We start from the raw sequence: 13,343 nt of genomic DNA, 5'->3' as shown, positions 1-13,343 counted from the left end.
TGCAATTTACTCATTTGTCATCATGTTTTTCCGTGCCGGTTCGTGTTTCAGGGAAATGACGATAGCGAGTTCTGCTAGAATGCGCGCCATCTATAGCGGGGAAGCGGGCGTTGGCGGAAAACATCCTGGTCGATATCGAAGACCTTCATTTCACCTATGACGGGCGGCCGGTGCTGCAGGGGATCAACATGCGCATCCCGCGCGGCAAGGTGGTCGCCATCATGGGCGGTTCCGGCTGCGGCAAAACCACCTTGCTGCGCTGCATCGGTGGCCAGTTGCGGCCGAGCGCTGGAACGGTGCGGCTGGCCGACGCCGTGGTCAGCAAGATGTCGGAAGCGGAGCTGTATCGGCTGCGCCGGCGGATGGGCATGTTGTTCCAGTTCGGCGCCTTGTTCACCGATCTCTCGGTGTTCGAGAATGTGGCCTTTCCGCTGCGCGAGCATACCGATCTTTCCGACGAGATGATCCGCGACCTGGTGCTGATGAAGCTGGAAGCCGTTGGTCTGCGGGGCGCCCATGCCCTGATGCCGGGCTCCCTGTCCGGTGGCATGGCGCGGCGGGTGGCGCTGGCCCGGGCGATCGCTCTGGACCCGATGCTGGTCATGTACGACGAGCCCTTCACCGGACTTGACCCGATCGCGCTTGGCGTCATCGGTCGCCTGATCCGGACCCTGAATGACGCGCTGGGGGCAACCTCGATCATGGTCACGCACGATGTGCAGGAGTCGCTGCAGATCGTCGATTACATCTATTTCCTGAACGGTGGCCGGGTGGTTGCCGAAGGAACGCCGGACGAAATTCGTGCCTCGCGCGACCCGTTCGTGCACCAGTTCGTGCATGCCGAGCCGGATGGGCCGGTGCATTTCGACTATCCGGCAGCGTCGATGCAGGCTGATTTCTTCCTGGAGGGCGGACATGCCGGGGCCGCTTGACCTGCTGCGCAAGATCGGCGCGCCGACCGTCGATCGGATCTGGCGCCTCGGCTTCGCTGCGCGCTTCTTCTTCGCCATCCTGACCCATTCCGGAACGGCCTTCCGTCGCCTGCCGCTGACCTTGCGCGAAATCTACTTCAGTGGCGTGCTGTCGCTGTTGATCATCCTGGTTTCCGGCTTGTTTGTCGGCCTGGTGCTGGGCCTCCAGGGCTATGAAACCCTGCAGCGCTACGGTTCGACCGAGGCGCTGGGGATACTGGTTGCGCTGTCGCTGGTGCGCGAACTGGGGCCGGTGGTCGCCGGTCTGTTGTTTGCCTCGCGGGCTGGTTCGTCGATCACCGCCGAGATCGGTCTGATGAAGACGACCGAGCAGTTGAAGGCGATGGACATGATGGCGGTCAACCCGCTGGCCCGCGTCGTGGCGCCGCGCTTCTGGGGTGGGGTGATTTCGATGCCGCTGCTGGCGGCGATGTTTTCGGCGATGGGTGTGTTCGGCGGCTGGCTGATCGGGGTGGTTTTCATCGGCGTCGATGATGGTGCCTTCTGGTCGCAGATGCAGTCGAGCGTCGATTTCCGCTACGACATTCTCAACGGCATCATCAAGAGTGTCGTTTTTGGTTTTGCTGTTTCGCTGATTGCAGTGTTCGAGGGGTACGACGCGGTCCCGACGGCGGAGGGGGTGTCGCGAGCGATCACCCGCACCGTCGTGACGTCGGCGATGACCATTCTGGCGCTGGATTTCATTCTGACTTCGTTCATGTTTCGGGGAACATCATGAACCGTACCGTAATCGACCTCTGGGTCGGCTTCTTCGTCGCTTTGGGCGTCGCTGCAGTGTTGTTTTTGGCGCTCAAGGTGGGCAATCTTTCGGCGGCGCACCTGTCCGAGACCTATGTCCTGCAAGCCAAGTTTGATAACATCGGCGGCCTGAAGGTGCGCGGTCCGGTTCGTAGCGCCGGCGTTCTGGTGGGCAGGATCGCGGATATCCGCTTCGATCCCGAGAGCTACCAGGCGGTGGTGACGATGAATATCGACGGGCGTTACCGTTTCCCGCGGGATACCTTCGCATCGATTTATACGGCGGGTCTGCTGGGCGAGCAGTACATCGGTTTCGACGTCGGTGGCGACGAGAAGATGCTGCAACCGGGCGACACGGTGAAAATGACCCAGTCAGCGGTAGTCTTGGAAAAACTGATCAGCCAGTTCCTTTTCAACAAGGCGGCTGAAGGACAGGATAGCAAATGACATTGAAGGCAGGATTTTCGATTCGGCGACTGGTTCGCCTGCTGGCTCTCGGTGGCGCACTGTTCGTGTCGACCGCCCAGGCGAGTGCTCAGGAAAGCCAGCGCGATCCTTACGAAAACTTCAATCGTTCGATGTTCTCGGTGAATGAAGCCCTGGACAAGTACGCTGCCCGTCCGGTCGCCCAGGCCTACGATGCGGCCGTTCCGCTGCCGGTCAAGGCCAGTGTCGGCAATTTCTTCGGCAATGTCGGCGAAGTCTGGGGCGGTGCCAACAACGCGCTGCAAGGCAAGCCGGCCGACGCCGGTCTGGGGCTGACCCGCTTCCTGATCAATTCGACGGTCGGTATCCTGGGGCTCTTCGATGTCGCCAGCGAACTCGGCTTAGAGCGCTACAACGAGGATTTCGGCCAGACCATGGCGGTCTGGGGGGTCGGCAACGGTCCCTTCGTCTTCCTGCCGGTGGTCGGTCCGCGCACCTCGCGCGACCTGCTGGGCTGGGCGGTCGATACCTATGTCGATCCGGTGTCGGCGATTCAGCCCGAATCGGTGCGCATCGGCACCTCGGTCCTGCGCTTCGTCGATATCCGCGCCGGCCTGCTGCCCGCCGACAAGGTGGTCGAGGAAGCCGCGCTCGACAAATATGCCTATGTGCGTGATGCCTATCTGCAGCGTCGCCGCAACCTGATTTACGATGGCCGCCCGCCGCGCCAGGACGATTGAGTTGAGGATTCTCTGATGATCAAGCGCTTGCTTGCCGTTTGCCTGGCCTGTTTCCTCAATGCTCCGCTGTTTGCCGCCGAAGCGCCGGATGCGCTGGTGCGCCGGGTTTCCGACGAGGTTCTGGAAATCGTCCGTCAGGACAAGGACATCCGCAACGGGGATCTCCACAAGGTCAATGCGCTGGTCGACGCCAAGGTGCTGCCGCATTTCAACTTCCAGCGCATGACCGCGCTGGCGCTTGGCCGTGACTGGCGTAGCGCCAGTCCGGCGCAGAAGAATCGCCTGGCCGAGGAGTTCAAGAACCTGCTCGTGCGCACCTACGCCAACGCGCTGACCGGCTACAGCAATCAGCGCATCGTCTTCAAGCCGTTCAAGATGAAGAGCGGCGAAACCGAAGTCCTGGTGCGCTCCGAAGTGACGCAGCCCGGCGCGCAGCCGGTGCAGATCGATTACTGGCTGGAGCAGGCTGGCGACAACTGGAAGGTGTACGACGTCGTCGTCGCCGGCATCAGCCTGGTCACCAATTACCGCGAGCAGTTCGCCAGCGAAGTACGGAACGGCGGCATTGACGGCCTGATCGCCAGCCTGGCGGCCAAGAACAAGTCGCTGGAAGTCGCCGCGGCGGCCAAGACCGGCAAGAAATGATCGAACGTGGCAACGGGGCCCTTGTCGTTCGCGGCGCCATGGTGATGGCGAACGCCAGGGCCTTGCTGGCGGCCGGTTGCGCCGAGATGGGGGGCGATTCGGTGGTCGATCTTTCCGCCGTCGACGAAGCCGATTCCTCGGCGCTGGCGGTCATGCTGGGCTGGCAGCGCCACGCCCAGGCAGCCAGGCAGCGCCTTTCATTTGTCGGCGTTCCCGCCGGCGTGCTTTCCCTGGCCGAACTCTACGGCATTTCCGACCTGTTGCCCCTGGCCTGAGCGGCCTGTCCATGCCTGCAGCCGTTTCCGTCGTCGACGTCGTCAAGTCTTTTGCTTCCCTCAAGGCCCTGGCCGGAATATCGCTGCGTATCGAGCCCGGCGAATTTTTTGGCCTGCTCGGCCCCAACGGCGCCGGCAAGACAACGCTGATTTCCAGCCTGGCCGGGCTGACCCGGCTCGACAGCGGTTCGATCAGCGTGCTCGGCCATGATGTCGTGCGTGACTTCCGCCAGGCGCGGCGCCTGCTCGGCGTGGTGCCGCAGGAGTTGGTGTTCGATCCCTTCTTCAGCGTGCGCGAGACCTTGCGCATCCAGTCGGGCTACTTCGGCATCCGCAACAACGATGACTGGATTGACGAAATCCTCCATCACCTCGATCTGACCAACAAGGCCGACGCCAACATGCGGCGCCTGTCGGGTGGCATGAAGCGGCGCGTCCTGGTTGCCCAGGCGCTGGTGCACAAACCGCCGGTGATCGTCCTCGACGAGCCGACAGCCGGGGTCGATGTCGAATTGCGCCAAGGCCTGTGGCAGTTCGTTCGTCGCCTCAACGGCGAGGGGCATACTATCATCCTGACCACGCATTACCTCGAGGAAGCCGAAGCCTTGTGCAACCGCATCGCCTTGATGAAGCAGGGGCAGTTGATTGCGCTCGACAGTACGGCCAACCTGATGGCGGCGCATCCCGGCGCTTCGCTGGAAGAGGTTTTCATGCGGACGCTGCGGCAATGACCATCAATGAGTTGCTGATCGGTTTCTGGACCCTGTTTTACAAGGAAGTCCTGCGCTTCTGGAAGGTTGCCTTCCAGACCGTTGCCGCGCCGGTACTGACGGCGATGCTCTACCTGATGATCTTCGGTCATGTGCTCGAGGACCATGTCCGGGTGCATGGCGTTGGCTACACCAGTTTCCTGATTCCCGGCCTGGTGATGATGCAGGTGCTGCAGAACGCCTTCGCCAATTCCTCGTCGAGCCTGATCCAGGCCAAGATCACCGGTTCCATCGTGTTCGTCCTGCTGCCGCCGATACCCTATGGCGCGTTCTTCGCCGCCTACGTGCTGGCGGCCTTGTTGCGCGGCCTTATGGTCGGTGTCGGCGTGCTGCTGGCGACCGTCGCATTTGTCGACCTGCAAGTGGCGGCGCCGCTCTGGATCTTCGCTTTCGCTTTCCTGAGTGGGGCACTGTTCGGCGCGCTCGGCATGGTGGCAGGGATCTGGGTCGAGAAATTCGATCAGCTCGCCGCTTTCCAGAACTTTCTGATCATGCCGCTGACCATGTTGTCCGGCGTCTTTTATTCGATTCACAGCCTGCCGCCATTCTGGCGAGGCTTGTCCCATTACAATCCTGTTTTTTATATGATCGACGGCTTCCGCTACGGTTTCTTCGGCGTTTCCGACGTCGCGCCGGAGCTCAGTCTGGCAGTCGTTGCCACCTGTCTGCTGGCGGTTGCCGCGATCACGCTGGCGCTGCTGCGGCAGGGCTGGAAACTGAGAAACTGAAAGAACATGCATCCCGAACAGATCAAACAATACATTCTTGCCGGCATGAACTGCGCGTACCTGGAGCTTGATGGCGACGGCCAGCATTTCCAGGCGCTGGTGGTCAGCGCCGAATTCGCCGGCCTCAACCGCGTGCAGCGGCAGCAGCGGGTGTACCAGACCTTGCAGGAGAAACTGGCGACCGGCGAACTGCACGCCCTGTCGTTCAAGACCCTGACCCCCGAAGAATGGAGTGCCCAGCGTGGATAAGTTACTGATCCGGGGCGGTCATGCCCTGAACGGCGAAATCGCCATGTCCGGCGCCAAGAATGCGGCGCTGCCCATCCTCTGCGCCTCCTTGCTCAGCGCCGAGCCGATGGAATTTTCCAACGTGCCGCAACTCAACGACATTTCGACGATGTTGCGCCTGCTCGGCGACATGGGAATCGGCATCCGCCGCGACGGCGACGACGGCCTGACGCTTGACGGCAGCGGCCTGAACAATCCGGTCGCTTCCTACGAGATGGTCAAGACCATGCGTGCCTCCATCCTCGTGCTCGGGCCATTGCTTGCCCGCTGCGGCGAAGCCAAGGTGTCGCTGCCCGGCGGCTGCGCCATCGGAGCGCGGCCGGTCGATCAGCACATCAAGGGCCTGCAGGCGATGGGCGCCGAAGTCAAGGTCGAGCAGGGCTATGTGCACGCCCGGGCAAGTCGCCTCAAGGGCGCGCGCATCTGCACCGACATGGTTACCGTCACCGGCACCGAGAACCTGATGATGGCGGCCTGCCTGGCCGACGGCGAGACGATCATCGAGAATGCCGCCCGCGAACCCGAGGTGGTCGATCTGGCCAACTGCCTGGTGGCGATGGGCGCGCGCATCTCCGGCGCCGGTACCGACATCGTTCGTATCCAGGGTGTCGAAAAACTGCACGGCGCCCACCATGCGATCATGCCCGACCGCATCGAGACCGGCACTTACCTGTGCGCGGCCGCGGTGACCGGCGGCAAGGTGCGGCTGACCCGGACCTCGGCCGCCTATCTCGACTCCGTCGTCGACAAGCTGCTCGACGCTGGCTGCGAAATCGTCATCGAACGCGACGCGATCCAGTTGTCGGCGCCCGCCCGGCTCAAGGCGGTCAGTCTGCGGACGGCGCCCTATCCCGCTTTCCCGACTGACATGCAGGCGCAGTTCATGGCGATGAACTGCGTCGCCGACGGCGTCGCGACGATTCGCGAGACGATCTTCGAAAACCGCTTCATGCACGTCAACGAACTGATGCGTCTTGGAGCCAACATCCAGATCGAAGGCAACAACGCCGTCGTCCGCGGCGTCGACCGCTTGCAGGGGGCGACCGTGATGGCCACCGACCTGCGCGCCTCGGCATCGCTGATCATCGCCGGCCTGGTGGCGCAGGGCGAGACGCTGATCGATCGCATCTACCATCTCGACCGCGGTTACGAACGGATTGAGCAGAAGCTGTCGGCGCTCGGCGCTTCTGTCGAACGCCTGCGTTGACCAGCGGAATGTCGCTTCCCTGCTGAATTTCGGGCTTTTTGGCAGGGCGGCGAAAAAAATTCTGAAAAAGGCTTTGCATTCTTCGTCAGCTGCAGCATACTCGCGGGCACGGGATTTCCAGGCAGTGTGTTGTTCCTGCGCCGTTTTCGGTTTGTCAGCTCCTCGGTCTTGATTCTCGGTATTCATTTATTTTTTCCAAGGAAGCTTCAATATGGCAACTGGTACCGTCAAGTGGTTCAACGACTCCAAGGGTTTTGGTTTCATCACGCCGGAAGGCGGCGGTGAGGACCTCTTCGCCCATTTCTCCGCGATTCAGGGCAACGGTTTCAAGACCCTGGCTGAAAACCAGCGCGTTTCCTTCGACATCGTCACCGGTCCGAAGGGCAAGCAGGCAGCCAACATCAACAAGATCGACTGAGCCAGTCCTTCTTTATGATGCGAAAAGCCCGGGATGCCGGGCTTTTTTGCGTCTACGGCCGGTTGCGTGTGCGCGATGGCGGGTCGATAATCGACAGCTTATCCAACCAGACAGGGAGAGATCGATGTTGCGCAGAACCTTCATCGCGGCGGCCATCGCAGCCGGTTTGCTGGTCAGCGGGGCGGGCCAGGCCCAGACTTACCGTGCCGAGTACCGGCTGTCCACCACCCTTGGTCCGGCCTTTCCCTGGGGGCAGGCCGGCGAGCGCTGGATCGAACTGGTCAGGGAAAAAACCCAGGGCCGCATCAACATCAAGCTCTACGCCGGCAATTCGCTGGTTGGCGGCGAACAGACCCGCGAGTTCACGGCGATCCGTCAGGGCGTCATCGACATGTCGATCGGTTCGACGATCAACTGGTCGCCGCAGATCAAGGAACTCAACCTGTTCTCGCTGCCCTTCCTGATGCCCGATTACAAGGCGATGGACGCGCTGACTCAGGGTGAGGTCGGCAAGGACCTGTTCGCCATCCTCGACAAGCGCGGCGACGTCGTGCCGCTGGCCTGGGGCGAGAACGGTTTCCGCGAGATGTCGAACTCGAAGCGGGCGATCACTTCGCCGGCCGACATGAAGGGTATGAAGTTCCGCGTCGTCGGTTCGCCGCTGTACAACGAGACCTTCACCGCACTAGGCGCCAACCCGACCCAGATGAGCTGGGCCGACGCCCAGCCGGCGCTGGCCTCCGGCGCCGTCGACGGCCAGGAAAACCCGCTGTCGGTGTTCGTCGCCGCCAAGCTGACCAACGTTGGCCAGAAACACCTGACTTTGTGGCACTACGTTGCCGACCCGCTGATCTTCGTCGTCAACAAGCAGGTCTGGAATAGCTGGACGCCAGCCGATCGCGAGGCGGTCCGCCAGGCCGCGCTGCAGGCCGGGCGCGAGAACGTCGAAAAGGCGCGCAAGGGCATCGCCGGCAACGATAACGCGGTGCTCAAGCAGATCGAGGCTTCCGGCGTCACCGTGACCCAGTTGACGCCGGCGCAGCGCGACGCCTTTGTCCAGGCCACCCGGCCGGTCTACCAGAAGTGGGCGAAAACGATCGGTGCCGATCTGGTGAAGAAGGCCGAAGCCGCCATCGCCAAACGCTGATCCTTTGTTGCCTCCGCCACGCCGGCTTCGGTCGGTGTGGCCTCATTGCCTTTCCCCATGTCGCAATCCGAATCCGCCGCCGCGCGCGGCAAGCTGACGCTCGGCCGCGTCGAGCGTTTCCTGATGGGCGCCTCGATGGTGCTGCTCTGCCTGCTGACGATGGCCAACGTCGTCGTCCGCTATTTCACCGATTTCTCCTTCGCTTTCACCGAGGAGGTCTCTGTCGCCCTGCTCGTGGTGATGACTCTGGTTGGCGCCTCGCACGCCTTCAAGACCGGCCATCACATCGCCGTCGACTACCTGGTCGCCCGCGGACCGCGCCTGAAGGCTTTCGCCTATCGCTTCTCGATGGCCTGCAGCCTGCTGATGTTCGGTCTGCTCGCCTGGTATGGCGCGCGCATGGCCTGGGACGACTACACCTTCGAAGTCACCTCGCCGTCGCTCGGCGTGCCGCAGTGGTGGTACACGGTCTGGCTGCCGCTGCTCTCGCTGCTGATCACGCTGCGCGTGCTGGTTCTGCTGCTGCGGGGTGAGAAATGATGGACTGGTTGCTCTTCGGGCTGTTCATCGCGCTGATGCTGGCCGGCGTACCGATTGCCGTCGCCATGGGCCTGGCCGGCGTCGCCGTCGTCGCGGTTGCCGACTTCGGCATGCTGTCGCTGCCGACCAACGTCTATACCGGGGTCGCCAAGTATCCGCTGATGGCCATCCCGGTCTTCGTCATCGCCGGGCTGATCTTCGAGCGTGCCGGCGTTGCCGCCGGCATCGTCCGCTTCGTCTCGGCAGTCGTCGGCCAGCGCCGCGGCAGCCTGGCGATCGTCGCCATCCTGGTGGCGATGATCATGGGCGGCATTTCCGGCTCCGGGCCGGCCGATTCGGCGGCGGTCGGCGCGGTGATGCTGCCGTCGATGCTCAAGGCCGGTTACCCGCGCGCCTTCACCGCCTCGGTGATCGCTTCTGCCGGCTCGACCGGCATCCTGATCCCGCCGTCGATCGCGCTGATCATCTACAGCCTGCTGGTGCCGGCGGCGTCGGTGCCGGCGCTGTTCGCGGCCGGCATCATTCCCGGCATCCTGGTCGGCGTCGCGTTGATCCTGATGGCCTGGTGGCTGTCGGTGCGCAACGGTTTCGAGGCCGACGTCAGCGAGATGCGGCCGCCGTTCTGGCAGAGTCTGCGCGAGGCGGCGTGGGGGCTGGCGGCGCCGGTGATCATCCTCGGCGGCATGCGCAGCGGCCTGTTCACGCCGACCGAAGCGGCCGTCGTCGCGGTTTTCTACGGCATCTTCGTCGGTGCCGTGATCAATCGCCAGCTCGGCTGGAACGACATCTGGAAGGTCTTCGTCGAAGCCGCCGAGATTTCCTCGGTGATCATGATCATCATCGCCCTGGCCAGCGTCTTCGCCTGGGCCAGTTCGACGCTGAGCACCTTTGACCGGCTGGCGCAGACGGTGCTCGGCAGCGGGCTGAGCGAAACCGGCATGCTGCTGATGATCCAGGGACTGCTGTTGGTCGCCGGCATGTTCCTCGACGCGATCTCTATCTACTTCATCTTCCTGCCGCTGCTGGTGCCGATCGCCATGCACTTTCAGTGGGACCTGGTGTGGTTCGGCCTGATCATCACGATGAACCTGGCGCTCGGACAGTTCACGCCGCCGATGGGCGTCAACCTGATGGTGACGAGCCGGATGGCCGGGATCGGCATGGATAGCACGGTGCGCTGGGTGCTGTGGATGGTGCTGGCGATGGGCGGCGCGGTGCTGCTGGTGACCTTCGTGCCTGAACTGGCGCTGTGGTTGCCACGCCGCCTCGGTTACCTGTAGGCGCACGTAATCGCCCCGATAGCGCGTGTCGCGATCGGGGCGGCCGGCGCTTGCGGTAAAATGCCCTCTTTGTCTTCAGGCTGAACCCTCGTGACGACCATCACCATCGCCCTTTCGAAAGGCCGCATCTTCGACGAAACCCTGCCCCTACTGGCGGCGGCGGGGATCGTCCCGACCGAGAATCCGGAGACCTCGCGCAAGCTGATCATCGACACCAACCAGCCCAATGTGCGCGTTGTCATCGTCCGCGCCACCGACGTCCCGACCTACGTCCAGTACGGCGCGGCCGACATCGGCGTCGCCGGCAAGGACGTGCTGATCGAGCATGGCGGCGATGGTCTCTATGCGCCGCTCGATCTGAACATCGCCAAGTGCCGGATGATGGTTGCCGTGCCGGAAGGTTTCGACTACCAGAACGCCGTGCGCCAGGGCAATCGCCTGAAAGTGGCGTCCAAGTACATCAAGACGGCGCGCGAGCACTTCGCCGCCAAGGGCGTGCACGTCGACCTGATCAAGCTCTACGGCTCGATGGAACTGGCGCCGCTGGCCGGGCTGGCCGACGCCATCGTTGACCTGGTGTCGACCGGCGGCACGCTGAAGGCCAACAAGCTGGTTGCGGTCGAGCACATCCTCGACATTTCCTCGCGCCTGGTGGTTAATCAGGCGGCGCTCAAGGTCAAGCGCGAAATCCTGCAGCCGATCATCGACGCCTTCGCGCAGGCGGTGGAGAAGTAAATGACGATAGCCATCCAGCGTTTGTCCACGGTCGCCGCCGATTTCCCGGCGCAATTGAAGACGCTGCTCGCCTTCGAAGCGGCCGCCGACGACAACATCGAACGCACCGTTGCCGCTATCCTGGCCGACGTCAAGACGCGTGGCGATGCTGCCGTGGTCGATTACAGCAACCGCTTCGACCGCCTCACCGCTGCCTCGATGGCCGATCTCGAACTGTCGCGCGATGAGCTGGAAAAGGCGCTCGCCGGCCTGCCCGCCGACCGCCGTGCCGCGCTCGAAGCGGCCGCCGGCCGCGTGCGTGCCTACCACGAGAAGCAGAAGCTCGACGGCTGGTCCTACACCGAAGCCGATGGCACCTTGCTCGGCCAGATGATCACCCCGCTCGACCGCGTCGGCCTCTACGTGCCGGGTGGCAAGGCGGCCTATCCGTCGTCGGTGCTGATGAACGCGATTCCGGCCAAAGTCGCCGGCGTCAAGGAACTGATCATGGTCGTGCCGACGCCGGGCGGCGAACACAACCAGCTGGTGCTGGCGGCGGCCTGCCTGGCCGGCGTCGACCGCGTGTTCACCATCGGCGGTGCGCAGGCGGTCGGCGCGCTGGCCTACGGCACCGAGAGCGTGCCGCAGGTGGACAAGATCGTCGGTCCGGGCAACGCCTACGTGGCGACGGCCAAGCGCCGGGTGTTCGGCATCGTCGGCATCGACATGGTCGCCGGCCCGTCGGAAATCCTGGTCGTCTCGGACGGTACCGGCAACCCCGACTGGGTAGCGATGGACCTCTTTTCGCAGGCCGAGCACGACGAACTGGCGCAATCGATCCTGATCTGCACCGACGCCGCCTTCATCGAGCGCGTGCAGGCGAGCATCGAGAAACTGCTGCCGACGATGCCGCGCCAGGAAGTGATCCGCACCTCGCTGACCAATCGCGGCGCTTTCATCCTGGTCCGTGACATGGACGAGGCGGTGGCGATCGCCAACCGCGTTGCGCCGGAACACCTCGAACTGGCGCTCGACAACCCGGATCCCTGGGTCGAGAAGATCCACCACGCCGGGGCGATTTTCATCGGCCACTACACATCGGAATCGCTCGGCGACTACTGTGCCGGGCCGAACCACGTGCTGCCGACTTCCGGCTCGGCACGTTTCTCGTCGCCGCTCGGCGTCTACGACTTCCAGAAGCGGACCAGCCTGATCAAGGTGTCGCAGGCCGGCGCGCAGACCCTGGGTCGCATCGCATCCACGCTGGCGCACGGCGAAGGCCTGCCGGCGCACGCCAAGTCGGCCGAGTTCCGGCTCGAAGACTGATTCACGTCGATTCTGCGGCCGACCGTGGATCACCCACCAAATCCCCCGCGCCCGGATCTCCGGGCGCTTTTTTTCGCCTTCGCGGCGGTCGGCCTGTCCGGCTTCGGTGGCGTGCTGCCGTTCGCCCGGCGCATGCTGGTCGAGCAGCGCGGCTGGTTGAGCGCCGAGGAATTCAACGCCCAGCTCGGTCTCTGCCAGTTCCTGCCCGGGCCAAACGTGGTGAACCTGTCGATCGTCGTCGGCAAGCGCTTCCACGGCTGGCGCGGCGCCATCGTCGCGCCGCTCGGCATGTTGCTGGCGCCGATGCTGGTCGTCCTGCTACTCGGCATGGCCTACGACCGCTGGGGGCAGTTGCCGCTCGCCCAGGAAATGCTGCGCGGCATCGCCGCCGCCGGTTGTGGCCTGCTTTTCGCGATGGCCTGGCGGATGGGCGCGGCACTGCGCGACAAGGCGCTGTTCCTGCCGTTCACGGTGTTGACTGTGGCCGCCATCGCCTGGCTGCGCTGGCCGCTGCCGGCGGTGATGCTGGGCGGGCTGGCGGCGGCTGGCGCGGTGGCCTGGTGGCGCTTGGGCCGGCCATGATCGTCGTCCAGCTCTTCCTCGAATTCACGCTGCTTTCCTTCGTCGCCTTTGGCGGCGCCACCGCGCTACTGCCGGAAATGCACCGGGTCGTCGTCGAGCAGCAGCACTGGCTCGATGCCAGCACCTTCACCCATCTCTACGCCATCGCCCAGGCGGCGCCCGGGCCGAACGTGCTGGTGGTGACGCTGATCGGCTGGGAGATCGCCGGGCTGGCCGGGGCGCTGGCGACGACGCTGGCGATGTGTCTGCCGATGAGCGTGCTGATCTACCTGCTGATCGACCGCTGGGAAAGTTTTGCCGGCCGCCGCTGGCAGAAGGCGGTCAGCCTCGGCGTGGCGCCGCTGGCGGTCGGTCTGATCTTTTCCGGGGCGACGCTGATCGCCCAGGCGGCCGGGCTGGGCTGGCGCGGCGGCTTGCTGGTGGTGGCGATCATGGTGTTGAATCTGCGTACGCGCTGGCATCCGTTGTGGTTCATTGCCGCTGGCGCGCTTCTCGGTTTGTCCGGCTGGTTGTGACGGCCGGCGTTT

The 13,343-nt window shown here is 63.9% G+C and carries 17 protein-coding genes and 1 pseudogene; all 18 read left to right on the top strand.

The window, feature by feature from the left end:
• The first annotated feature begins 110 nt into the window (after nucleotides 1–110).
• Entirely contained in the window at nucleotides 111–932 is an 822-nt protein-coding gene (locus tag ACE3OV_RS17365) for an ABC transporter ATP-binding protein (protein ID WP_374328753.1), read from the top strand.
• A complete protein-coding gene (gene mlaE, locus ACE3OV_RS17360; protein ID WP_374328752.1) occupies nucleotides 916–1,710 on the top strand; it encodes a lipid asymmetry maintenance ABC transporter permease subunit MlaE in 795 nt (264 codons plus the stop codon). Before ACE3OV_RS17365 ends, mlaE begins: the two co-directional genes overlap by 17 nt.
• Nucleotides 1,707–2,177 carry an outer membrane lipid asymmetry maintenance protein MlaD gene (gene mlaD, locus ACE3OV_RS17355; protein WP_374328751.1) on the top strand — a complete coding sequence of 157 codons (471 nt, stop codon included), beginning with the start codon at nucleotides 1,707–1,709 and terminating at the stop codon, nucleotides 2,175–2,177. The genes mlaE and mlaD overlap by 4 nt, the downstream gene beginning before the upstream one ends.
• A complete protein-coding gene (locus ACE3OV_RS17350) occupies nucleotides 2,174–2,896 on the top strand; it encodes a VacJ family lipoprotein (RefSeq protein WP_374328750.1) in 723 nt (240 codons plus the stop codon). The genes mlaD and ACE3OV_RS17350 overlap by 4 nt, the downstream gene beginning before the upstream one ends.
• A 15-nt stretch (nucleotides 2,897–2,911) precedes the next feature.
• A complete protein-coding gene (locus ACE3OV_RS17345) occupies nucleotides 2,912–3,541 on the top strand; it encodes a phospholipid-binding protein MlaC (protein ID WP_374328749.1) in 630 nt (209 codons plus the stop codon).
• Complete coding sequence (locus tag ACE3OV_RS17340; protein ID WP_374328748.1) at nucleotides 3,538–3,816, top strand: lipid asymmetry maintenance protein MlaB; 279 nt, start codon at nucleotides 3,538–3,540, stop codon at nucleotides 3,814–3,816. Before ACE3OV_RS17345 ends, ACE3OV_RS17340 begins: the two co-directional genes overlap by 4 nt.
• A gap of 11 nt (nucleotides 3,817–3,827) precedes the next feature.
• Nucleotides 3,828–4,514: pseudogene (locus ACE3OV_RS17335) on the top strand (ABC transporter ATP-binding protein); the annotation flags it as partial.
• A 29-nt stretch (nucleotides 4,515–4,543) separates the two neighbouring features.
• Nucleotides 4,544–5,314: an ABC transporter permease gene (locus ACE3OV_RS17330; protein ID WP_374328746.1), complete on the top strand. Its 771-nt coding sequence runs from the start codon at nucleotides 4,544–4,546 to the stop codon at nucleotides 5,312–5,314.
• A 6-nt stretch (nucleotides 5,315–5,320) separates the two neighbouring features.
• A complete protein-coding gene (locus ACE3OV_RS17325; protein ID WP_374328745.1) occupies nucleotides 5,321–5,563 on the top strand; it encodes a BolA family protein in 243 nt (80 codons plus the stop codon).
• Entirely contained in the window at nucleotides 5,556–6,809 is a 1,254-nt protein-coding gene (murA, locus tag ACE3OV_RS17320; RefSeq protein ID WP_374328744.1) for a UDP-N-acetylglucosamine 1-carboxyvinyltransferase, read from the top strand. Before ACE3OV_RS17325 ends, murA begins: the two co-directional genes overlap by 8 nt.
• 211 nt (nucleotides 6,810–7,020) lie before the next feature.
• A complete protein-coding gene (locus tag ACE3OV_RS17315) occupies nucleotides 7,021–7,227 on the top strand; it encodes a cold-shock protein (RefSeq protein WP_374328743.1) in 207 nt (68 codons plus the stop codon).
• 124 nt (nucleotides 7,228–7,351) lie between these two features.
• Nucleotides 7,352–8,374 carry a DctP family TRAP transporter solute-binding subunit gene (locus ACE3OV_RS17310; protein WP_374328742.1) on the top strand — a complete coding sequence of 341 codons (1,023 nt, stop codon included), beginning with the start codon at nucleotides 7,352–7,354 and terminating at the stop codon, nucleotides 8,372–8,374.
• Between the two features lie 57 nt (nucleotides 8,375–8,431).
• Nucleotides 8,432–8,914, top strand: coding sequence for a TRAP transporter small permease (locus tag ACE3OV_RS17305; protein WP_374328741.1), 483 nt, complete (start codon nucleotides 8,432–8,434; stop codon nucleotides 8,912–8,914).
• Nucleotides 8,911–10,194 (top strand): TRAP transporter large permease, encoded by a 1,284-nt coding sequence (locus ACE3OV_RS17300; RefSeq protein ID WP_374328740.1) that lies wholly within the window; start codon nucleotides 8,911–8,913, stop codon nucleotides 10,192–10,194. Before ACE3OV_RS17305 ends, ACE3OV_RS17300 begins: the two co-directional genes overlap by 4 nt.
• A 90-nt stretch (nucleotides 10,195–10,284) precedes the next feature.
• Complete coding sequence (gene hisG / locus ACE3OV_RS17295) at nucleotides 10,285–10,929, top strand: ATP phosphoribosyltransferase (protein ID WP_374328738.1); 645 nt, start codon at nucleotides 10,285–10,287, stop codon at nucleotides 10,927–10,929.
• Nucleotides 10,930–12,234, top strand: a complete 1,305-nt coding sequence (gene hisD, locus ACE3OV_RS17290) for a histidinol dehydrogenase (protein ID WP_374328737.1) — start codon at nucleotides 10,930–10,932, stop codon at nucleotides 12,232–12,234. It abuts the gene before it with no gap.
• 24 nt (nucleotides 12,235–12,258) lie between these two features.
• Nucleotides 12,259–12,816, top strand: coding sequence for a chromate transporter (locus ACE3OV_RS17285; RefSeq protein WP_374328736.1), 558 nt, complete (start codon nucleotides 12,259–12,261; stop codon nucleotides 12,814–12,816).
• Nucleotides 12,813–13,331 (top strand): chromate transporter, encoded by a 519-nt coding sequence (locus ACE3OV_RS17280; RefSeq protein ID WP_374328735.1) that lies wholly within the window; start codon nucleotides 12,813–12,815, stop codon nucleotides 13,329–13,331. Before ACE3OV_RS17285 ends, ACE3OV_RS17280 begins: the two co-directional genes overlap by 4 nt.
• Nucleotides 13,332–13,343: the final 12 nt, after the last annotated feature.

The organism is Azonexus sp., from assembly GCF_041909095.1.
Lineage (GTDB): Bacteria > Pseudomonadota > Gammaproteobacteria > Burkholderiales > Rhodocyclaceae > Azonexus.
Note: the sequence above shows the minus strand (reverse complement) of the source record. Positions and strands in the feature narration are given on the sequence as shown.

Bases quoted from the DNA above. Each gene is read 5' to 3' on its own strand.
- ACE3OV_RS17340 (WP_374328748.1), top strand. From the start codon at position 3,538: ATGATCGAACGTGGCAACGGGGCCCTTGTCGTTCGCGGCGCCATGGTG.
- ACE3OV_RS17315 (WP_374328743.1), top strand. From the start codon at position 7,021: ATGGCAACTGGTACCGTCAAGTGGTTCAACGACTCCAAGGGTTTTGGT.
- hisD (WP_374328737.1), top strand. From the start codon at position 10,930: ATGACGATAGCCATCCAGCGTTTGTCCACGGTCGCCGCCGATTTCCCG.
- ACE3OV_RS17300 (WP_374328740.1), top strand. From the start codon at position 8,911: ATGATGGACTGGTTGCTCTTCGGGCTGTTCATCGCGCTGATGCTGGCC.
- ACE3OV_RS17280 (WP_374328735.1), top strand. From the start codon at position 12,813: ATGATCGTCGTCCAGCTCTTCCTCGAATTCACGCTGCTTTCCTTCGTC.
- mlaD (WP_374328751.1), top strand. From the start codon at position 1,707: ATGAACCGTACCGTAATCGACCTCTGGGTCGGCTTCTTCGTCGCTTTG.
- ACE3OV_RS17350 (WP_374328750.1), top strand. From the start codon at position 2,174: ATGACATTGAAGGCAGGATTTTCGATTCGGCGACTGGTTCGCCTGCTG.
- ACE3OV_RS17310 (WP_374328742.1), top strand. From the start codon at position 7,352: ATGTTGCGCAGAACCTTCATCGCGGCGGCCATCGCAGCCGGTTTGCTG.
- ACE3OV_RS17325 (WP_374328745.1), top strand. From the start codon at position 5,321: ATGCATCCCGAACAGATCAAACAATACATTCTTGCCGGCATGAACTGC.
- ACE3OV_RS17305 (WP_374328741.1), top strand. From the start codon at position 8,432: ATGTCGCAATCCGAATCCGCCGCCGCGCGCGGCAAGCTGACGCTCGGC.
- ACE3OV_RS17345 (WP_374328749.1), top strand. From the start codon at position 2,912: ATGATCAAGCGCTTGCTTGCCGTTTGCCTGGCCTGTTTCCTCAATGCT.
- mlaE (WP_374328752.1), top strand. From the start codon at position 916: ATGCCGGGGCCGCTTGACCTGCTGCGCAAGATCGGCGCGCCGACCGTC.
- ACE3OV_RS17330 (WP_374328746.1), top strand. From the start codon at position 4,544: ATGACCATCAATGAGTTGCTGATCGGTTTCTGGACCCTGTTTTACAAG.